Below are 23,158 nucleotides of genomic sequence, written 5' to 3'. Positions count from 1 at the left end.
GATTACCAATCTTGATTTTGTGGTAGTAATGCCGGGTTCATTTCAATCTCTTGTCCTGGTATTGGCCAAAGCTTATGACGGCTTTGGTAACCCCGGGTGACGAGATTGTCTCCGGTAATACTTTTTTCGATGTAGTCTTTGGAAACGCTTTCTAAGAGGTTCCAGCGCTTAAGATCAAAATAACGCCATCCTTCACCTGCTAGTTCTACGGCCCGTTCGTGCTGGATACGTTTACTCATATCTGCTTTACTACCGACTGCCAAAAATGAACTGCCACTATTTAGCGCCGGCATTTTTGAACGGGTACGTACTTTGTTAAGCTCAGTAATCGCTTTGTCCAATTGATTGGACTCGTTGTACGCTTCGGAAAGCATCAAAAGTACATCGCCCAAGCGTATGATAGGGAAATTGATCGGTGTATGTGCGCGATCGGTAATGGCGCCTTTTAGGTTCCCTTCAGGAACAAATTTCCGCCATAAGTAGGTGTACCAACCCCGATTGTTGCGGATCTGACCAAAGTTTTCGTTGACTCCGGTTGCCAAAATCAACTGCATATCTCTTTCTTTATTGGCATTCCATCCTAAGTAATGTGAATAAGGTACGATAAGTGTTTGATTCATACGAGGGTCGCGGTTGGCATAGATCTGACGTAATTTCGCCGTATCAGGTACTTTGGTTAGCGTTCCACCTGATTGTGTCGACTCCATCGCCTGTTTTTTAACCGCATTATCCGTTGTATAGTTGGGGAAATAATCATTCCAGTTAAAGGGGCTTCCATCGCGGTTTTCGTAACGGTCTGCAAGGCGTGTGCTCGGCATACAGTTGTTCCAGTCACTACCAAAGGTTGAACGCGTTCCCATATAGAAGGCCATGGGCATACCATAAGGGAAGCCCGTACCACCCATATTCTGAATGGCAAAAATCATCTCCGGCGATTGATCACCATCCATGGTGAATAAGGCCGAGTAGCTTGTGTTTAAACTATAGCCATACGTGTTGGTCTTGTTGTAAACAATCTCTTCAAAATCCCGGATTGCTCCAGCCCAATCTTTATTGTAAAGGGCTACTTTTCCTCTCAAAGCATACGCAGCTCCTTTGGTGCCCCTTCCATAATACTTTGCATCATAGCTTACCGGCAATTTCTCAATTGCATAGTTCAGGTCATTGAGGATAAACTTATTGACATCTTCTACCGAAGAGCGACTATTTTTAAGATCAGCGAAATCTTTGTTTAAATCGACAGTTTCATCGTATATCGGCAAGGCGCCATATAGATTGGTGAGCTGGAAGTACATCAGCGCACGTAAGAACTTCGCTTCCGCAATAAAGCCCTCCTGTTTGGCCTTGTCTATGGTCATGGGCTGGATATGCGCGATTGCATGATTACAACGTTGGATAAGATCGTAACCCGCTTGCCATCTATCCACAATAATTAACGAACGGTCCGTAAAAGTACCGCTGATGACTTCGCCCAAACCCGGGGGATCATAGCCCAGACCAATATCGGTAAGACCATCGTAGGAAAATTGCAAGCCGAAGGTGGCTTCTTTTTTTAAGTCATTATAACAGCCCAGTACGCCAGCTAAGGCCTGGTCTTCATTTTGCCAGAATGTGCTAGCACTTACCTGACTATATGGTGTCGTGTCAAGCTTATAACAAGATGATAAAGCAATGCATCCGGCTATGAGTAGTGAAATCTTTTTCATGAGGTTTAATTAATTAAAAGCTCTTTTCAACTTTTGTTCATAATTTATCTGTTACAGGTCGGGAACATATCCTCTGTCGCACACCTTTCTCCTTAAAAGGATAAACTCACACCAAAAACAGCCTGTTTCATGGTTGGATAGTTGGTGCCGCTAACCTCCGGATCGAAACCCTTATATTTGGTTATGGTCCAGAAATTTTCAAGCGATGCAAAAACACGTAGATTTTGCACCTGTATCCGCTTCGTAATATCGTTTGGAACTGTATAGCCCAGCTGGATATTTTTTACACGGACGAATGCCTTATTCTGTAACCAGAAATCGCTGTTTTTGGTATTTCTTGTATCTGTATAAGGCAGCAATCGTGGGAATTTAGCATCTGTAGCACCTTCAGTCCATCGGCCATCAGCAATTTCCTGATTGATCTGGTAGCCCCAGCGAACAGTAGGTGTGTAATAGCCATCCGTCCAGACCACTTTGTTGCCCGCGTTACCTTGCAAGAAGACCGAGAAATCAAATCCTTTATAATCGAATCCCATGTTAAAACCATAGGTCATGCGAGGCGCTGTACCATGGCCTACCGGAACCCTGTCATTGTCGTTGATGACGCCATCACCATTGGTGTCTTTATACAAAAGATCTCCTTTTTTAGGTGTACCATAGGATGCGAATGGATTGACTTTTTGATTGGTATTCGGATCGATTGGCGCATTATCGATCATCTGCTGTACGAGCTGCATATCAGCATCCGTCTGTAATATGCGATCGGTTAACAGGATATATTGGGTATTGATGGCATAACCTTCTTGAAGCAAATTGGAACCACTGATAGACTTGTCATTGCCTTTAAACTTGACTACTTTATTGTCAATAAAGGTAAAGTTGCCGCCAATATTGAATTTAAAGTTATCGCCAATTTTATCGCGGTAAGTTAAATTCAGCTCGACACCATTATTACGTACTTTGGCCGCATTGGTGCGTGGTATTGTTGCATTTCCGACAACCAACGGAGCGGGAAGATTGATTAAGATATTGTCCGTTACTTTGTTAAAGACATCGATCGAGCCGCCCAGTTTGTAATTGAATAGGTCAAAATCCAAACCAGCATTCAGGATATAGGTATTTTCCCAGGTCAAGAAAGGATTACTCAGCACTGTTTGCGCAAAGCCCACATAGAGCTGGTTATTTAATACATAGTTTGTGGGATTATAAAGCGCCAAATATTCATAATTGTTAATGTCGGCGTTTCTGCGGAAAGAGTCATCAGTGGTTCCATTATTACCCAAGGCACCATACGATGCGCGGAATTTCAGGTTGGGCATCCATTTGATGTCATAGAAGTCTTCTGAGGAAACCTTCCAGCCAAAGGAAGCCGAAGGGAACGTTCCCCATCTGCTTTTTCCGCTCATGAAACGCGATGAACCGTCTGTACGCAGATTGGCTTCCAAGAGATATTTGTCATCCCAGGACAGGTTGATCCGGCCAAAAAACGACCGCATAGCCCAGTCGGTCATATTGCCAGAAGCTGAGGCATCCATTGTCGCCGCGTTGAGAACAGTCAGGGATGGATCTACAAGATCGAGTTTGGATGCTGCAAACCAACCGTCCTTAAAATACTCCTGGCTGGCACCAACCATGACTTCATAGTTCAGTTTCTCAAACAGTTTGTTCTTATATTTAGCAATTCCGTCCATGTAATAGCGGTACGATTTGATCGATTCGTTGGTTACCGAAGAACGTCCTGTGCCAGCTGTTGCAACTGTATTGGTTAGAAAGTTCCAGCGGTCATTAAACACGGGTTGCGAATAGACGAAATCATCATCATAGGTATACGTGTAAGAACCCTCAATGGAAAGGCCTTCTATCGGTTTCAGTTTTCCGTAGAATCGTGATACAAAGCGGTTTTTGTTGATGTTACCTTTCTGCGCATACAAACGGTGGAGTACGTTGTTGGACTGTGGGTCGTCTTCCGGATTATTTGGTGAACCAAATCTGCCATCTGGCGCACGCAGTACCATGCCCGGAGTGCTTGCTGCAGCAAAGGTAAATACATCATTGATGATATTGGTGCCGATATCGGTTTTGGAAACGACCCCATTGATGTTGGCTCCCAAGGTTAACCAGGGTTTCACATCCGCTTCTAGATTGATACGGCCGGTATGACGTTTGTACGTTGCCTGTTCAATGATTCCAGGGTTGTCGAGAAGACCATAGGAGCCAAAGAACTTGATTTTGTCACTACCACCCGTAAAGGAAAGGTTATGGTTTTGGCTGATTTTGTTCTGGAAAAGCTCCGAAACCCAGTCTGTGTTGGGGTATTTCAATGGATCCTGACCCGCGTTCTGACGCCAGAGATCGATTTTTTCCTGCGAAAATATGGGCTTGGCATTTGGATCGCCGTTGCGATAGCCTTCATTGATCAGCTCCATATAGTTAGCATAGTGGGAAACCATTCCAATGGTGTTGGATGGTTTTTGACTTGAGAAATAATTGTTGTAAATAACTTTAAATTGCTCTGATTTACCTTTTTTCGTAGTAATGAGGATAACGCCATTTGCGGCTCTTGAACCATAAATTGACGCTGAGGCAGCATCTTTCAACACCGATATGCTTTCTACATCTTGTGGGTTGATTAGGTTCATGTCGCCAATAACGCCGTCGATCACGACAAGTGGGTTGGCATTATTGAGTGTTCCCTGTCCACGAACACGCAGTGTTCCCCCATCACTTCCCGGTCTACCTGAGCCCTGATTAACATATAATCCCGGCGCCTGCCCAGCTAGGCCAGCTGACAAGGAGGTTACAGGTCTGCTTTCTACCACCTCAGACATCTGGATGGAAGAGACCGAACCGGTTACATTTTCTTTTTTCTGTGTACCAAAACCGACAACAACAACCTCGTCAAGTCCCTTGGATTCATTTTCCAAGGTGATTGTAAGGGGGCTGCCGGCTTGCGCCTTAGTCTCGATACTTTTATAACCGACGCTGGTGAAAATTAATATTGCATCGTTCTGTTGACTTTTGAGTTCGAATGAACCACTTGCATTGGTCGATGTTGCTAGATTCGTTCCTTTAATCTGAACGGTGACATTGGCAATGCCTTTGCCGTCTTTGTCTACAACCTTACCCCGAATGGTTGTCTGCTGCATGGCCAGTGAAAGCTTGCTGTTTGTTTTAACAGGTGCAAATGGAGTCGCTTGTGTTGTCAGGCTAGATACGACCAACAAGCAGGATAATGGTATTGCCGGATACATCCAACGATTCTTCGAAACGGATGCGTTTTTGATCTTGATCATAGGCTTTTAGATTTAATTGGTCTGAAAAATAAATTTTCTATGAAGTGAATTTACAGTATTGGCAGAAAACAATAAGCACGTTTTCTCGCAATCGTTTTCGTAACAGCGCGCCGAAAAACCGAAAGATTTTTGGTTAATATTTGTTTAAAAATGTATGACTGCCGGGAGTATTTTGGATCATTAGTTCAAAAGTCGGTGTAGCGTTTAAAAGTAATTATCGTTAAATAAGGAAATTATGTAAACCTATTTCTTTCGTATGATGAATATCAAAAAAACCGCGTTATTGTTGTGTCTGTCACTTGGAGCATATACAGGCTATGCGCAGACAAAATGGAATGTAAAAGCTGGAGTTGCCTTTTCAAATGTGGATGCTAAAAATAAAGCGGGCGATAAGGCTAGCACGGCCGCGGTTGCAGGCCTGTATTTGGGGCTCGGTCCCACATTACAGCTCAGTGAGTATTTCTCTTTAGAACCGGCCTTTATATTCGCTAAACGTGGATTTGAACGAAATGAGGGAAATGTTATAGGCTGGGGTAAGGATTTTAAAGCACATACGTCTTATATCGAAATGCCTATCGATGTTGTTTTTAATGCTACGATTGGTGCAGGTAAACTGGAGGTCGGTATAGGCCCTTATATCGGTTATGGATTAGGTGGGAAATGGAAAACCTCAGGCCCTGTCCACTTAGGTGATATTGCCATTGGTGAGGAGGGCGATATTAAATTTACGAACGATGCCAGTGAAGGTGAATATGGAAGCTATAATCTTGGGAGACCTTTTGATTACGGCGCTCGTGCAAAAGTGAATTATCTTTTTAGGGAACATTATCTTGTCGGCATAGAAGTTCAGAAAGGAATTGCCAATTTGGAATCCAAATGGGGGGATTATAAATCTGGAGATGCTATACGTAACCGCTCTTTGGGTATTTCAGTTGGCTATCGGTTTTAGTGACTTGAAAACGGCGAATAATTAGTTGACGTTGTAGGAAGCATGAGCGCGTCTCATCAATCCAGTCGTTTGCCTTCAGCGCCTGCTGTCTGGAGACAAACGACTGGAAATAAATCTTTCCGTTGTACTTGCTACTCTTGCGAATTAGAATTCAATCCGGTAGTTAATGGTTGGAATAATACCAGTCCATTTTTGGGGTTCAATGATGCGTTTGCTGAAATTATAGTGCATGCCTACCGTGTTCTCTCTATTAAGTAGATTCTGAATATCCAAAATAAACAGATGGCTTACTTTTTTGCGATTAACCCGATAGCTCGATGAGAAATCAACACGTACGTAGGGATCGGCAGTCAGGGTATTGATGCGATCTTGGTCAATAACTTCTTCGTCTAAACGAAGCGATTCTTCTTCCAGAACAGGGGAATATTTTCTTCCGCCGGCATAAATAAATTTGGCATTCAGACCGAACAGATTATTTTTATTCTTTCCCACGGTCCATTCTTTCCCCATCAGCAAATTTCCTACATAACGTGTGTTGAATGTGGTATTGTACTCTTTACCATTAAGCGCCTTGAACTTCGAATCAAAAAGGGAGGTTGTTGCCATGAAATAATAGCCCTTGCTCAAAGACTTCTCAAGCGTGAGCTCAATGCCGTAGTTTTTACCGGTACCTTTATTGATAAGCTGACGGTAGCTTGATGTACCAATGGCTGCAATATCCGATACATTGAGTAAGGAGAAGTTGATGTCGGAATCGGTCGATACTGGGACATCATAAAGATGTTGATAATATATTTCTGTCTTAAATCGGAGTGTTCTGCTGAGGTTCTTTTCATAGCCAATAACAGCCTGGGCAGATTTGGTTGGCGAGAGAGCCTTGTTTGGTTCAAGGCTTGTTTGAATTCCGCTTTTTGCAAAATAATAAACCAAGGGCTCCAGTCGGTTATATAAGCCGGTTCCGAAGGAGATCGTTTGGTCTGCAGCAACATGCCAATTGAGGCCAAGCCGTGGCTCGATAGACCAGCTCTTGCTCAGTGCAAAGTAATTTGTATGTACGCCGGTGTTGAGCGTCAATTTTTCGTTTAATACTGTTTTTAACTGTGCAAAAGCATCATAAGTACTTGTATTTCCAGTCTCATTAATCCGCTCTGTCAATGCCGCTAGCTCGGTGTCGTAGGACAGCGCATAGAGGTCATAATGTAATAAACTTGCATTTAAGCCCGCTCTAATTGTGTTTTTATTGTTGGCACGATAGTTTAATGTACCTGCATAACGAAGAGCCGTATTCGTAAATTTGTCCTTGTGATATAGGCTGGAAATATAGTCCCGTGTTAATGTATCGGTTCGGTTGGAATTACGGCTAAGGGACATGGAAACAATGTTTGTAAAATATAATCTGTCGTTCGCAATGTACTGATGTTTTACTCCGGCACTTCCGGCATTAAATTTTACATCCAGATCCTGGGCATCTGTCCGTTCCTCCCATTTTTCGTAATTACGTTCAGCAGTTTGTTGGAGTTTTCCTAAGCCGCCTATACCGAATAAGGAAAAAGTTCCAGCCTTTTTTGTGGGAAATACAAAATTAAAAGAAAGATCCTGATATTTTGGGACGCCTGTGTCTGAAACTTTTACACCAACTTTTTCCAGGAGGCTCAAGGAAGAATAGCGGTAACTAATTAAATAGGAGGCGTCACTTCCTTTTTTGAAAGGCCCCTCTAACGTTGCTCCTACGCCCAGGACTCCGACGTTGAACGTGTATTCGCGTTTGTCTGTATTTCCTTTACGAAACCTCAGGTCAAAAACACCAGCCGTTGCATTGCTGTATTCCGCTGCAAGTCCACCGGTATAGAAATCAGACTTTCCCAATACCATGGTATTGAGCATACTGATTCCGCCGCCCGCAGCGCCTTCGGCCCCAAAATGATTGGGATTTACAATTTCGATACCTTCAAGTCGCCATTGTAAGCTTTTGGGGGAATTTCCGCGAACAATAATTTCATTGTCATCGCCGCCGGCAGCGACACCTGGAAAACTCTGTGCCATACGGGCAGGATCAAAAAAAGCTCCTGCATAACGATTTGTTTCCTCAGGAGAAAAGGAACGTCCACTCGTCATTGCCATCTGATTGAGTGGTTGCTTTCCAGCATTGGCGTAAACGACAGCCTCACCCAATGCATTAATTTGCGGCTCCATTTCCACACTGACCATATTCTCCCTGCCACTGGTGATCAGTAATTCCGTAAATTCTTCTGGTTTATATCCGGCCATGCGGACTTGAAGCTGTTGACGCCCAACCGGAACTTGCTGCAGGCGAAATATACCCTGTGTGTCTGTACTTACAGACTTTGTCCCGTCACTGGATGAAATAACAATTGTGGCACCTGTAAGCGGTAATCTGGTATTTTTATCTATCACGGTTCCTTTGACGGTTTCGGTCACAACCTGATTTTTTTGCTTAGGCGATGCTGGTTGCTGGGCTGATGTAATCCCTGCTTGAAGCAATAATCCAATGAGTAAGATTGGCGATAGTTTCATAAAAGATTAGTTTTTATCTTTATGACAGCTGGCATTCAATTTACCCTTAGCTTATTACTTGATTTTTTATTTTTCACTCCACTGGATGCTTGATCCAACGTTAGTTTGCCTATCATTACAGGAAATTTTATACGCTTTTTCTATAAGTAGTTGTTAACATAAAGTCTATTGATTATAAGTTAATTAACATTGTTGTTAACATTTTGGGTTGCCGTTTTTGGACTGAATGCGTAATTGGAAAAAAGCAGGAGATCCTCGATGTTTTTAACAAAAGATCTGCTCTGTATTAGAAAGTTAACATGTTTATTAACAATTATTGCGTGGATGTATGCCTATCCTCGCTAGTGGCGCGAAGTGCTTTCCGGCTCTTAGTCTATTTTTATCTGTTTAGTTAATAATAATTAATTTATTGTAGCGATATTGGTAGGATGATCGTCATACAGCTATAACTAATGGAAACCGCAATGAATAAATTATTTACGGGAAGTTTTGCTATCCTCTTTTTACTGACGAGCTGCAGTAAGGAAAATGAAGTGACTGTACCTATGGATGTTCAAAAACAGCTGGAAAGTTTTGAATGGAGCCCTATCATGTCTGTGAAAGGTACGGCAAATGAGCAGCATAAGTATAAACTGAAAGATTGTGAAAAGGATAATGTGTATACGTTCACATTTGCTGAATCAGCGAATAAGTTCACTGTCAATCGTGGTAAGGAACTATGTGGGGATGATAAGCTAACATTTGAAAGTTTGATTTTTGCTGAACAACAGCATCGCGCTTTTATCTATGATAAAGAGAAGAAAAGTATCAAGTTTGCTGATGATGATCCTTCCCAAAGTTATGAGGTACAGCTTGATGGTGATCAGCTTATATTAATTTCACGCAATAATAATCCTGCAGCATACGTGATACCATTTGAATACTATTTTCAAGGTAAGCGAACGGCTGCAACAAAATAAGTAGTATATTTCCTTTAACATTCAACAGGAAGACGGCTAGCCGTCTTCCTGTTTTTATTCAATTCTGTTTTGATGAAGTTGCAATTGAATATTCCACATTACTTTTTTCTTTGTCTACCTGTTTTGTTGTGGCCCAACGTGCAAGAATGAATTTCGTGGATATTTGCCATTTGCTCTCCTCTACTTCAATACATAAAGTAGACCCTTTGTTAGGTTATTTAGATGAACGCTGTTCAAACCAATGCCGCCGCCCTATGATTATTAAAAGAATCAGGAATCAAAATTTAACTTGATTATTTAGGCTAAATCGTTAATTTAGTGGTTTGGAAACCGGTTGCATAGATGGCGTGAACTAATAAAACCGGATCCAATTAATGAAGAAAACTAGATAAATAATAATCCACTTATGAAAGTCCGTATATTACTGATGGCGGCAATGACGACATTGCTCTGCCCACAACTTCAAGCCCAGCAATTGCCCTATAAGAATAGTGCCTTACCAATTGAAAAACGGGTAAGTGATCTATTGGGAAGAATGACTGTGGAAGAGAAAGTCGGGCAATTGAGCAAATTGCTGGGCTGGGACATGTATAGCAAGAACGGAAAGCAGGTTACAATCAGCAATAAATTGCGAAAGGCGGTAAAAGAACAGCATATCGGATTATTATGGGCAACCTTACGTGCCGATCCCTGGACACAAAAAACCTTGCTGAATGGTTTGAGCCCTGTAGAAGCTGCGCGCGCTACCAATGCGATCCAACGTTATATGGTGGATAGCACGCGCCTTGGAATTCCATTGTTATTGTCTGAAGAGGCGCCACATGGACATATGGCTATTGGTGCAACGGTATTTCCTACCGCAATTGGGCAGGCGAGTACATGGAACCCGCAGTTGATTCAGGACATGGCTTCAACAATCGCCATGGAGACTTATGCCGTGGGTGGTAAAAACGGTTACGGTCCTGTATTAGATTTAGCACGAGATCCACGTTGGTCGCGTACTGAAGAGACCTATGGGGAGGATCCCTATCTTATTGGACAAATGGGAAGCGCAATGATCCGTGGTTTTCAAGGGGAAAAGATCGGTGAGCGGGATAAAATAATAGGTACTCTAAAGCATTTTGTTGCCTATGCGGCTCCGGATGGCGGTCACAATGGTGAGTCCGTGTCGTTTGGCGAGCGAAGCCTGAGACAGTATTTTCTCCCGCCTTTTGAGCGTGCTGTGAAATCGGGAGCTGGGTCGGTTATGACGGCATATAATAGCATTGATGGTATTCCTTGTTCTGCCAATTCCTGGCTGTTGAATGATATTCTACGGAAAGACTGGAGATTTACGGGATTTGTCGTATCGGATCTACTGAGTATATCAGGGCTCAATGGCGGGCATGCAACAGCAGCGACTGCAGAAGAAGCGGCTTCACAAAGTATACATGCCGGATTGGATGTCGATCTAAGCGGGACTGGTTATGGTTCAAATCTGCTTAAGGCTGTCCAACAGGGGCTCGTTGAACCTGCTGTTCTCGATACAGCAGTGGCCCGTGTACTGCGAATGAAGTTCAATCTTGGTCTTTTTGATCATCCTTATGTGGATGAAAAAATGGTAGCGCAAAAAGTCGCTACGACGCAAAATAAAACGGTGGCAAGACAAGTGGCACGCGAGTCGATTGTTTTGCTTAAAAACGATCAGCACATTTTACCCTTAAGTAAATCGTTGAAACGAATCGCCGTTATAGGGCCAAATGCCGATAATCCTTATAATCAGCTGGGCGATTATACTGCTCCACAGGCCGATGGTAAAGTGCAGACTTTGCTGACCGGAATCCGGGCGGCAGTGGATAAAAATACCAAGATCGATTATGTCAAAGGATGTGCGATCCGTGATACCAGCAATTCCGATATTGCTGCCGCTGTCGCTGCTGCAAAGCAGGCCGATGCAGTGGTTTTAGTCCTCGGAGGTTCAAGCGCACGTGATTTTAAAACGTCGTATCAAGCAACTGGAGCGGCCAATGTTGATCCCAACACGGTAAGTGATATGGAAAGCGGAGAAGGATTTGACCGCGTTTCCCTGGATATGATGGGCGATCAGATCAAGTTGCTGAAAGCGATACAGGCGACTGGAAAACCTCTTGTACTTGTTACGGTTATGGGAAGACCATTGAACTTAAATTGGGCAGCTGAACATGTGCCTGCGATCGTGAATGCCTGGTACCCCGGACAGGAGGGAGGCTTGGCAGTTGCCGATGTATTGTTCGGTGACTATAATCCCGCTGGAAGATTACCGATTTCGGTACCTCGTTCGGTCGGCCAGCTTCCTGTACATTACAACCATACAAAACCCAAACATCACGATTATGTGGAGATGTCGGCTAAGCCATTGTATGCATTTGGTTATGGGTTGAGTTATAGTAGCTTCGATTACTCCAATTTACAGATCTCTTTGAAGGAGAATGGCAATGATTTTGCTTGCACAGTGTCATTCGATGTCGTCAATAACGGTAAATTGGCTGGCGATGAAGTCGCTCAGTTGTATGTTGTGGATGAAGTAAGTTCGGTAGTGACACCGGTTATGCAATTGAAGCGATTTGAACGCAAAAACATTGCCGCAGGAAAGAAAGAACGTTATTCGTTTCAATTGACTAAGGAAGACCTCAAACTTTGGAGTTCAAGCAACGCATGGAAGACAGAAAAGGGAAAATTTAAATTCTTGGTTGGAGCATCTTCTGATGATATCCGACTGAAGGGCGAAATGGAATTAACGAGAGATTATTAATCCTAAACCGCAAACAATACTATAGGGCTGCCCAATTTTGGACAGTCCTTTTTTTTATTTGAGCACAATATGTTTGATACTTTTCCTGTTCCAGGTATAGGTGATGTGGATAAGACCATTTGTGTCCTGAATAATTGTCGGATAAGAATACTCATCGTTCTTTACCCCATCTTCAAGGGTTAGAACATCTTTCCACTGTAAGCCATCCTTTGATATGGCGACATGCAGTTTTGTGCGTCCTTCCCACCAGTCGTTGCCAGCGATAGCCGGATTGAAGACGATCATCAATAAACCATTATTTAAACGGATGGCGTCGGTGGCAGAATTGGGATTGAGCAGGTTTGTGGATTGCCAGGGGCCCCAGGTAAGGCCTTCATCTGCTGAGAATGCTGCCATCACTTTATTTTCTTTACTTCGACAGAGCACCTGAATGCGTCCATCTGTATGTTGGATCACACTTGGCTGAATAACCTGGATACTGGTATCGGGGCGTATTGCGCTGACGGACCAGGAGCGGCCATGATCGCGGCTGATTTCCAGGTGTGCTTTCCAGATTTCTTCTTTGGACTCCGTGCTGGAAGGGGAGAGAAGCAGTCCGTTTGTCAAGGTGAGCGGTTTATTCTTGATGGGCCCCAAAATACCTTCAGGCAACTGCTGCTCTGCAGACCAGGTCGTTCCTTTATCCAGTGAATGTTTGACATAGCCTTTCCATTCTCTGGGATTGGGCCCTATTTTATAATACAAAGATAGGGTGTCACTGTGCGGGTATTGATAGAAGACAGGATTCCATGTTGGAAAGCGGTTGTCACCAAGGATACCGTCTGCAATCTGTACAGGACGCTGCCATTGTCCATGGCTATACAGTGAACTCCATATGACAACATCGGGGTTAGATTCATGTGTACCACCAAACCAGGCTGCCAATAAACTGTCTTTTCCGATGACTTGAATCGTGGAAGCATGGCATTGTTGGAATGGAACCTGGCCTGTTTTAAAAATTTGCTCTGATACCAGGATCTGAGGTTTATACGTTGCACACGAGGATAGAAAAAAAAGGATAAATAGTGGAAATAGGTTGATTTTTTTCATTGGAATTTAAGGTTCTAAAAACCCCATAGTTTGTTGATGACTTATTTTCTTATTCCTGAGCAGAGGCTCTGGGAATATTGAGATGTTCAGGCGGTGATCGGTAAACAATGACCTTGTTAAATGATAAAATTCCGTTAGATTATATCCAACGGAATTTTATATTATTTGCTTTGTAATTGAATTGCAGTCGCATAACTAAATCGTGTACTAGGGCTTCTCAAGGTAATTTGGTTACCACGTTGAGACCAGTCTAATTTACCTTTATGACCCAAAATAGCGATTTTCTTTACGCTAAAATTATCAGGTACTTGAAAGACGTATTCATTTGGCTGCTGGTAAGTATCACCTTCAGAAAGATGGAATACATTGACCACTTTACTGTCTTTGCTTCTAGTGTAGTAATAGTCACCTTGGTGATATGGAGCAATCGTACGTGTTGCAAACACTGCAGTTTGATTGATTTTCATCCAGGCTGCCAGTTCGTTCAAGCGATCGTATGCTGCCTGGTCATAATCTCCTGTTGGGCCAGGGGCTATGTTCAATAGGTAGTTTCCACCGCGGGAAATAATTTTCACCAATGTTTCAACAATCTTTTTGGTCGGTTTGTATTGGTCGTTGGGCACATAGCTGAACGAATTTCCCATGGTGATACAACTTTCCCATGGAATATCCAAGGGATGTTCAGGAATCGCTTGTTCAGGCGTGACATAATTTTCCCAGTTTCCAGGTACTGTACGGTCGACAACGATAATGCCGGGTTGATTTTTCCTTGCCATGCCCCCAATGCGGTCCATGTCAATATTCTGATCCATTTTGATTGTCTGTTGCCAGTCAACAGATTTGTCAACGGTTTCTAAGGGGCGCACCTGACCACCATCCAACCAAAGAATGTCGACTTTGCCATATGCTGAGGTCAGCTCGTTGATTTGATTGTAGGTAAAGTCTTTGAATTTTTGCCAACGATCCGGATATTTTTTAGGATCGTAATTTACATTTCTGTCTTTTGGTGGAAAGTAGGACCACCAGTAGTAATCGGAGTGCCAGTCCGGTTTGGAGAAATAGGCGCCAATTTTGAAGCCGTCATTGCGAAATGTGTTAAAGATTTCTTTGGTTACATTGGCCTTTGGATTTGTCGAAAATGGCGTTTTAGCGGAGGTGATTTTATAATCCGACTCTTTGGTATCGAACATGGCAAATCCATCGTGATGTTTTGTTGTAAAGACAACATATTTCATGCCGGCAGCTTTTGCGGCATCGGCCCATTTTTGTGGATTGAAATCCGTAGGGTTAAAGGTGGTCTGTAGATTTTCGTAGTTCTTGAGGTATTCAAAATAAGTTTTACCATGTTCGGGTTTGCGTTGGGTCCAGCCTTCGTCTTCAGGACAGATACTCCAGCTTTCAACGATTCCCCATTGACTATAGGTACCCCAGTGCATGAAAAGACCAAACTTCATATCTTGCCATTGTTCGAGGTTTTCAATTACTAAGGGATCTGTCGGTTTTTGATAGCCATTAGATACGTTGTGCGCTTGACCAAACGCTAGTGTTGCGCTTGAAGCGATCAGCGCAGTGGATATAATGGTTTTTAGTGTTTGCATTTCTAAAGATAATGAAAATGATAAAAAGAAGGCCACCTTAGGTGGCCTTCTTATAGATAGATGTAGTTTACGCGTTAATTAACGTCCCAGAAAAGTTTGGTGTCAAGCTTATCTTTGCTTTTTACAGCGTCATAATTTGCGCCATTTAAATTCACTTCTGTTGCGGGGATATTCCATCTCGCAGGGACAGTTTTTTGAATATCAGATACTTCTGTTCTAAAAGTAAATACAGGGTAATTTAATCTTCTTACTTCCGCCCAGGATTGTAAAGGTTGAATAACATTGAAATGTAGCCATTTTTGAGTAGCGATTAATTGAATGTTATTTGTTCCCCAACCAATATTTGAAATATAGGTATTAATCTGATCTTCTGTTGGTTGAGTTGCGGCAGTAGTCGTATTATCTTTGCTCAATGCTCTGATTGCAGGGAATAGTGCGATGGATTGTTTTATACCCTGTTCGAAGGCTGATTTTGCAGCAGCATTATTTCCAGTCCTGTTGTAATACTCAGCAAGTAAATAATTGACTTCCGATGCCGTGATCAGTAACCCTGGGAAATATTCATTTCTCGAGTAAGTAGAACGATTATAGATGGCAATCTTACTTGGATTAGCTGGTGTTCCGGAAATCAAAGCAGTTTGTTCTGCACTCGTTAGAGACTGATCTAGCCCAATATAAGCCCCATTTGCACCTTGTCCAGGTTCAAAAATAAATGGTAATCTCGGGTCTGCCTTTGACACCATGTTGTCGATCATTACTTTCCCGGCAATATTGGCGTTCCAGCTTTCTAAACCATCTCTAAATCCTCTCGCATTGATATCAGATCCTGAATTGAAGACACTGATGTCGATATTATCTGCATTGGTGAGAGTTAAAGGATAAGTTGATTGATTTCCAACAATGTCGGCCAGCTCTTGGTTTGCTCTTGCTGTAAAAGTAGAGGCAGCACTGACGCGAGTCAACATACGTAGGCGAAGGGAATTACAATATTTTTTCCATAGTGTAATATCACCTTTGTTTATTAAATCCTGGGTTTTAAAAGACGTGGAAACACCTGAAGTTAGTGCTGGCAACGTATTAAGCTCGGTACTGATGGATTTTAGGTCATCCAGCATAGCTTTATATATTTCTTCTGCAGTATCATATTTAGCATACGAGCTCGGATAATTTCCGCCATTGGTACTCAACATGCCTGCTTGCGACCAAGGGATGTCTCCATGTAAATCAACAACTTGTTGCGTTTGATCATAAAAGAAAATTTTCGCTGCAAGGTAAAATATGCGTAGCTGAGTTCGCTCTGCTTCTGGCAAAGCTGTGTATACTTTTTCAAATTCTCGATATTGTGCAAGACCTGCATAATAAGTATTCCAACGATCCTGGATAGAAGCACCTCCAGGTATCAATTGATTATTCTCGTTTGCCCATCCCGTAGCTTGAACATAGCGATTAGCAGTCGATCGGAGGATAACAAAGTAATTCCAGTAACTTGGTACAACCAGTTCTCTGTAGGAATAGGTAATTCCTGCGAACTGTTTGTCGGCTGACACTTCACTTATTTTTCCTGGATCTCTATATAACTCATCAAAAGATGATTTACTACAAGAGGTTATTGCTGTAATACCCGCGGCACATAGACCAGCAAGTAAGATGTGTTTTTTGATTTTCATAATTTTAGAAACTTGCGCGTAACATTAAACCATAAGTTCTTGTTGCTGGACCTGAACCAGCATTGGTAATTTGTTGTGACCAGTGTGAACCACCTGTCATTTGTTCAGGATCGAGGTGTTTGGCGGTTCTGTAGATGAAGAACAAGTTTCTTCCAAAGGCCGATAAACTGATGTTTTTCGCTTTTAACTTGCGAGCGAAATCTTTCGGAAGTCTATAAGCGAGCGAAAGTTCACGCATCTTGATATAGTTGTTTTTCTCTACATAAAGTTCATAACGAGAGTTTCCGCCATATTGTGGGCCACCCCAGTTATAGGTTGAATTGAAGTAGGTCGCTTGGGAGATGATATTCGCGTTTTTAGTACCATCTAATAAAACCCCGTCCAATAACATACCATCATGATAAACCGTTTCTCCATTAGGTCCAGTGGAACCAGTAGTAGCAATTCCTTTTCCTCCAAACAAGTAGTAACTCAATCCACCATGTTCGGCGTCCATACCCTCTAAGGTTTCTTCTAGCAAACCTCTACTTTTCATCCAGTTGATACCGGTAGGCATAATATGTCCTCCCCAGCGGAAGTCAATTAGAGCGTCCAAAGTGAAATTTTTGTAACTAAAGGAGTTGATGAACCCACCAATTGCTTTAGGCATGGCATTACCAACTTTTTTGTACGTTGTGTTGTCCAATTGATATAAACCATTTGCGTCAACAATCATTCGTCCTTGATCATCTGTTTTTACCGGCCGAGCGTAGATATCACCCAATGGTTCTCCAACTCTCGAAATAATCTTAGCTGCATCACCATCAATAAATCGGTGCTCTAATTCGGTCGCACCGCCTGCTAATTGCTCGACCTTGTTTCTGTTGAACGCAAGGTTAACGGTTGTATTCCACTTGAAGTTTTCACTTTGAACTGGTGTACCGTTAACAACAAATTCCCATCCTTTGTTACGTAATGTACCTACGTTTGCAACAATAGAGCTAGCACCTGTCGTCATTGGTAAAGAGAAATCTAAGATCTGATCTTTGATCTGGCCATTGTAATAAGTAATGTCAAATCCTAATCGGCCTTTTAACAATCTAGTTTCTAAACCAAATTCGATCTCATGCTTGGTCTCAGGTTTAATGCGCTCATTTCCGAAGCCGGAGGTTGGAACCTGTGTATAAATCACAGATCCTGTTCCTTGATCGCCCAGTGTTTTTTGAGAGAAGCTCAAGGCGCTTTGGAAAATATTAGGATAATTTCCCACAATTCCCCATGAGCCTCTTAATTTCGCATAATCGAAGATTTCCGGAAGTTTAAACGCATCAGATAAGATTAAACTTGAATTGACCGATGGATAATACAAAACATTGTTATCTGGGTGCATCTGTGAAATAAGCTCACGACGTAATGTCCCTTCTACATACCAATAGTCTTTAAAACTAAAATTTAAAGTTCCAAAAGTTGCATCTCTTAATGACCAAACCCTAGCTTGTGAGCTTCTGGAATCATTAACGGAGGCTGATAGATCATACCAATTGCGTTGAGATAATCCACCGTTAGTCCAGCCACTAACCGAAAAGTCCTGATTTTTTGTCGCAGTATAGCCTACTGCAGCTCCTAACTTAATGTCCTTATTAATTTGTTTTTTATAGGAGGCAAGAAGGTCGGTGTAATAAATGTTTTGATTTTGATTTTTTGTCGTAAATCCTGATTCGGTGTCAAAACCGTAAAGTAATGGGAAGCGATTAGGGCTGCGATCTTCAAATCGTGCTGATGTAACGTCAGCAGAGAATCTAGCGCGAACAGATAAATCGTCTGTTATTTGATAAGTATTCGTAAATGAACCAATTAGACGGTTTGAATATTCATCACTTGTTTTAGCTCGAGTATTCCAATAGTAATCTAATACATCGACTTTATATCCGTTGTGTATTAGATTTTCACCTGGGGTAAGACTTTGATTCGTTCCAGTTACATATTTATACCCTAGGCTCGTTTGATAGCGATCTGCATACCAGTCTGGGTTATCAAACGTGGAAATCATCCCCGTAAAATTGTTAATCAAGCGATCCGTCATAAATGGTCTGTTATGCGTATGCTGATTGATATAATTAACGACAACATCGGTTGTTAGTTTATTCCACAATTTAAATGTTGAGTTAAAATTGACAATGTTCTTTTTGTTATATGAATCGAACGACGTCATCTGATTATCTTGACGAGTAAGGGAGAAACGAACATTTGACGTTTCTGTTGCGTGGCCTAACGCGAGATTAAGGGATGTATTGTTGGGATTGTTGAAAAACTTTCCGTAAGCATTCTGAGCTTCATAAGGACGCACCTTACCATCCCATGTTACCGTTGGTAGTCCATCAAATTTAGGCCCGAAGTTTACCGTTGCGGGTAGAACACCTCTTGTAACTCCATCAACAGCCCTATCAGCGCCATAATAGAAAAATTTATCTTCAGCCTGTCCTCCATTTGCATAAGCTAAGCTATAGCCTGGCCCCCGTACATTTTGGAATTTGGGTAGGTATGCAATTTGATCATGCGTATAGTTTGCATTAAAATCAATTGAAAAGCCTGTCCCCCCCTTATTTGATTTTGTTGTGATAAGGACAACACCATTCATCGCTTCAGATCCATATAATGCAGCAGCTGAAGCTCCTTTTAAAATGGATACTGTTTCGATATCCTCAGGGTTTAAATCCTCAAGGCCATTACCGCGAGCACGTTGGTCGCCCCAATAATTGGAGTTATCAAATTTATTTTGGCGCATAGGTACCCCATCAATAATGACTAACGGTTGTGAACCTCCTGTGATAGAGTTAATACCACGAATATTGATATTTACCCCTGAGGTTGCTCCCCCTGGAGCAGTTGTGATGCGTACGCCCGGTGCTTTACCATATAATGCCCCCGCAAAGTTTGGTGAACCGGTTTTTGTTAGTTCTTTGGAATCAATCGTACTCATGGCATAACCAAGCTCTCTCGGGGCTTTTTTGATACCCATGGCAGTAACAACAACTTCTTCCAGGTTGGATTGGTCGCTGGTTAAGCTTACGTTGATTGTTTTGTTGGAACCAACCACAACTTCTTGGGATTTGTAGCCCACCATGGAGATGCGCAAAGTTTCACCTGTTGAAGCTTGGATTGTGAAAGATCCATTGCCGCCAGTTTGGGTGCCTCTGCTGGTTCCTTTTACGGAGACAGTGGCGCCAGAAATTGGTCCATTAGCATCTGAAACTATTCCAGAAATGCTTTGCTGCGCGTAGAGCGATGTAGCACTGAAAAGTGTACATAGCGCCAATCCTGCAGTTTTTTTGTAAAATAGACTCATGTTTTAGGTGTTTGTGTAAAACGTTAGTTAATTATGTTAGTAATATATTTTTCGATGACTAAGGCAGTTGTCCCCTTTTGTTGCGCCCTTTTATGCAGTGTGGAAATTGCCAATGTTGTCTTCCTTGAAATCTTCGGAATGCTATATTCATTAATGGCTACTTGAATATGAGGCGCCAAAATGTCCCCGATTTCGGCTCCCCGGCCACTGATGATTATTTTATCCGGATTGAGGATGTGTATTAACGTCGAAATTCCCTTGCCAAGTAAATAGCCAACTTTCCCAATGTTGTTGATTGCTACCTGATCTCCGATTTGGACAGCTTCAATTAATGCGTCGATTTTATTGATGTGTTCATGGGCTAGTTTATCATAAATGGAATATTCTCCATTCTTTATATCCCGCTCGGTATTTCGAATGGCTGCACTAATGGAAGCTTCGACTTCAAGACAGCCGCGTTTGCCACATGAGCATAAGGTTAATGTATCGGAAAGTGGAATATGGCTGAATTCGCCGGCATAACCTGATGTTCCCTTGAAGATATCATCATTGATGAGTATTCCTAAGCCTACACCCCAGTTTAGATTGATCACGAGCGAGTGGGATGAATCTTTTGCTTCACCAAATTTCCGTTCCGCTAGGGCGATACAACGTGAGTCATTGTCAATGATGGCCGGAACCTTAAATTTTTGCTCAAATAGTTTTCGAATGTTATATAAGGGCGAATCTTCATTGTACGATTCATTGAGACCTGTTTCCGAATCAACAAAACCAGGCATACTAATTCCAATACCGATTACTTGTGTAATGTTGATCTGGTTGGAAATGATGAAATTGTTCAATGCTTCCAGAATGGACTCCGTTGCCTTCTTATCTCTAAGGTCGATTGGAATATTATTTTGCGACGAAATTGTTTCAGCCTTGAGATTTGAGGAAGATATGGATGTATAGAATTGATCAATAGACACGCTAATAATACTTTGCTGTAAATTTTCATTAAGCATGTATTGTATAGCTTTTCTTCCACCTGTGGATGCTGCATAACCTTTTTCGACAACAACATTTCGTGTCAAAAGATCATTGATCTGCTTGGTGACAGAGGGGATGCTTTTCGATAAAGAGTTTGCAATGTCTGCAATCGGTTGCATCGGCCTGTAATACAAAATTCTCAAAATTTCGCCGCCCATAATTTAGTTCAATTGTATTAGTATAACTATTGGTTTTCTCTAAGTTTCATAATGGCTGATAAAAATCATTTCATCGCGCCTTGGTTTTTCATAGTAACTTGCTTATAGATCATCAATATGTTTAGATTCTCATAAGCATTGTATGTTAAAGATAAACACACTTTGTGTTAAGTTCAAAATTCTTTTTAAAATTTTTAAAAAGAATTTGATGATAATGTGTTTTTGCTCAAAAGAAGGCTCTTTTTTTTATCGATTAAAGAAAGGTTGGGTCAGTATTGTAACGAAATTGCTATAATATTAAAAGGTTTTTTGGGGAGAAGCTCCGAATGGTATCTCGAAATTATCCGTTTTTTTAGGGGAGATTGTAATATTATAACCGACTCTATCTTCGATTATTTATGATATAGCAAAACAAAAAGAGCCTGGTATTACCAGGCTCTTTCAAAATCTCAGGACAATTGCTCGCGAGATTTCATTCGTTTAATGTGTGATCATCTATTTGACGTCCCAGAAGATTTTAGTTGTTCTTGTATCATTTGCTTTAACAGCATCGTAATTAGAACTATTATTTGAAATCTCTTGGGTAGGATATAATAAACGTTTAGGAGGATTTGCGTAATTAGCCAATCCAGCCACAGGATATGTCAATATTGGATATCCTGTACGTCTCAATTCAGCCCAAGCTTGTTGTGCCTGTAAAAAACCATAATGTAACCATTTTTGAGTCCATATTAATTCTAGGTTCTTTGCTTGAGTTGTTGAAAAGCTGATAGTCGATTTGTCTACAAAGTCATTGATGACGTCATCGGTAGGTTTTTTCTCTGTTTTCAGTCCTGAAGTATTTAAATTATTTAAATAATAATAGAAAGAAACGGATTGTTTAACAGCGACATCGTAAGCATCTTTGGCTGCATTACTTGCTCCCCATCTTAATAACGCTTCAGCTTTATTGAAATTGGTTTCAGAAGCGGTAATGACAATTCCCGGCAAAGCATTGTTGTCGAAGATAGTTGCCGAATCCAACACAGCGTAGTCTTGATAATTCTTCTCCATATCCGCTGAAGTAAAGGAAATTGGCATTGCTCTATACTCTTTGTTCTGAACAAACTTACCGTCTACTGTTTTTCCGAATTTATCATAAAGTACCGGAATACGTGGATCATTCGCTGGTAACATCACTTTGTTCAACATATGATCTGTTGCGAATTGGTTAGGACCTTCAATCAAAGCCTGTCTCAATGTTCCGGTATAGTTGGTTAGCGGCTGCAATAAGATGTCTTCATTTCTGGGGTTATAGTTTGCCGTTGCGCCACCATCTGCCAATGGATATTGTGTTGGGTTATTCAGCATTTCAAGTACTTCAGTTCTTGCTTTTGCCTCATCAACAAAAGAAATGCGCATCAATAGACGCAGGCGAAGTGAATTGGCATACTTACGCCATTTCGCAACATTCCCGCTATTCAAGATATCGTATTTTGAAAAATCGGGATTGGTCGTTGCTGTTGATAAATACGTGTTGATATTTTTCAATTCGCTGATGAACTGATTGTATAATTCTTTTTGCGCATCAAACTTTGGCTTAATAATCGTACTTGTTGTTGGTAGACTACCGGCTTCACTGAAAGGGATATCTCCAAAGTTGTCAACAAGTTTAGATGCTTCGTCAAACAATACAATTTTGCCCGTTTGGATAAAGATCTCTTTACTTGCTTTCTCCGCTTCAGGAAGTTCAGCGTATGCTTTTTCCATGCTTCTTGTGATACCCAGTACACCAGGAGCATAAAAATCCGTCCAATATGCATAAGAGTAGCTATCGTTCGGCTGATACATGGTATTTGACGGATAAAAAGACGCTGTCTGCGTATATACTGCCTGATTGGACAGAATAAATGTACGGTAGTGGTAATAAGCTGGTCTTACACGATCATTATTTAGCATTTCGGCAAAGAACGCCGGAATATTTGCTTTTGTCGATGCATCTGGGTTTTGAAACTTGTCGTCAAGTTGTGATTTACAGCCGACCATCGTCGATAGGGCCGAAACCAAAGTTAATATAGAAAGAAAAGTTTTTTTCATGATT

12 protein-coding genes are annotated in these 23,158 nt (G+C 41.7%); 3 read left to right on the top strand and 9 right to left on the bottom strand.

Annotation, left to right across the window (positions count from 1 at the left end; all coding sequences use genetic code 11):
- Window positions 1-2: 2 nt before the first annotated feature.
- Entirely contained in the window at window positions 3-1,706 is a 1,704-nt protein-coding gene (locus B3H30_RS04115) for a RagB/SusD family nutrient uptake outer membrane protein (RefSeq protein ID WP_286833358.1), read from the bottom strand.
- 92 nt (window positions 1,707-1,798) lie between these two features.
- The gene (locus B3H30_RS04110) at window positions 1,799-4,999 is read right to left on the bottom strand and encodes a SusC/RagA family TonB-linked outer membrane protein (protein ID WP_286778515.1); all 3,201 of its coding nucleotides are present in this window, start codon (window positions 4,997-4,999) and stop codon (window positions 1,799-1,801) included.
- Window positions 5,000-5,255: 256 nt separating this feature from the next.
- Here B3H30_RS04110 and B3H30_RS04105 point away from each other — a divergent pair, with 256 nt between their 5' ends.
- Entirely contained in the window at window positions 5,256-5,948 is a 693-nt protein-coding gene (locus B3H30_RS04105; RefSeq protein ID WP_201639747.1) for an outer membrane beta-barrel protein, read from the top strand.
- 144 nt (window positions 5,949-6,092) lie between these two features.
- Here B3H30_RS04105 and B3H30_RS04100 read toward each other — a convergent pair whose 3' ends face one another.
- On the bottom strand, window positions 6,093-8,483 hold the full coding sequence (locus B3H30_RS04100) for a TonB-dependent receptor (RefSeq protein ID WP_286778516.1): 2,391 nt from the start codon (window positions 8,481-8,483) through the stop codon (window positions 6,093-6,095).
- A gap of 464 nt (window positions 8,484-8,947) precedes the next feature.
- Here B3H30_RS04100 and B3H30_RS04095 point away from each other — a divergent pair, with 464 nt between their 5' ends.
- Together B3H30_RS04095 and B3H30_RS04090 are read left to right on the top strand one after the other, a co-directional pair.
- Complete coding sequence (locus B3H30_RS04095) at window positions 8,948-9,442, top strand: hypothetical protein (protein ID WP_286778517.1); 495 nt, start codon at window positions 8,948-8,950, stop codon at window positions 9,440-9,442.
- A gap of 406 nt (window positions 9,443-9,848) precedes the next feature.
- Complete coding sequence (locus tag B3H30_RS04090; protein WP_201639744.1) at window positions 9,849-12,212, top strand: glycoside hydrolase family 3 N-terminal domain-containing protein; 2,364 nt, start codon at window positions 9,849-9,851, stop codon at window positions 12,210-12,212.
- 54 nt (window positions 12,213-12,266) lie between these two features.
- On the opposite strand, the gene B3H30_RS04085 is transcribed toward B3H30_RS04090, so the two are convergent.
- The 6 genes from B3H30_RS04085 to B3H30_RS04060 form a co-directional block, all read right to left on the bottom strand.
- Window positions 12,267-13,301 carry a sialidase family protein gene (locus B3H30_RS04085; RefSeq protein WP_286833355.1) on the bottom strand — a complete coding sequence of 345 codons (1,035 nt, stop codon included), beginning with the start codon at window positions 13,299-13,301 and terminating at the stop codon, window positions 12,267-12,269.
- A 161-nt stretch (window positions 13,302-13,462) separates the two neighbouring features.
- Window positions 13,463-14,899: an alpha-L-fucosidase gene (locus B3H30_RS04080; protein ID WP_204990937.1), complete on the bottom strand. Its 1,437-nt coding sequence runs from the start codon at window positions 14,897-14,899 to the stop codon at window positions 13,463-13,465.
- A 74-nt stretch (window positions 14,900-14,973) separates the two neighbouring features.
- Complete coding sequence (locus tag B3H30_RS04075) at window positions 14,974-16,566, bottom strand: SusD/RagB family nutrient-binding outer membrane lipoprotein (RefSeq protein WP_286752300.1); 1,593 nt, start codon at window positions 16,564-16,566, stop codon at window positions 14,974-14,976.
- 4 nt (window positions 16,567-16,570) lie between these two features.
- A complete protein-coding gene (locus B3H30_RS04070) occupies window positions 16,571-19,891 on the bottom strand; it encodes a SusC/RagA family TonB-linked outer membrane protein (protein WP_286803452.1) in 3,321 nt (1,106 codons plus the stop codon).
- A gap of 23 nt (window positions 19,892-19,914) precedes the next feature.
- Window positions 19,915-21,039 (bottom strand): ROK family protein, encoded by a 1,125-nt coding sequence (locus B3H30_RS04065; RefSeq protein ID WP_286752302.1) that lies wholly within the window; start codon window positions 21,037-21,039, stop codon window positions 19,915-19,917.
- 534 nt (window positions 21,040-21,573) lie between these two features.
- Window positions 21,574-23,154, bottom strand: a complete 1,581-nt coding sequence (locus tag B3H30_RS04060; RefSeq protein WP_156167642.1) for a SusD/RagB family nutrient-binding outer membrane lipoprotein — start codon at window positions 23,152-23,154, stop codon at window positions 21,574-21,576.
- Window positions 23,155-23,158: the final 4 nt, after the last annotated feature.

The organism is Sphingobacterium sp. UBA7038 (assembly GCF_002494055.1).
Classification (GTDB): Bacteria; Bacteroidota; Bacteroidia; order Sphingobacteriales; family Sphingobacteriaceae; genus Sphingobacterium; species Sphingobacterium multivorum.
This window is presented reverse-complemented; position numbering and strand designations above follow the sequence as displayed.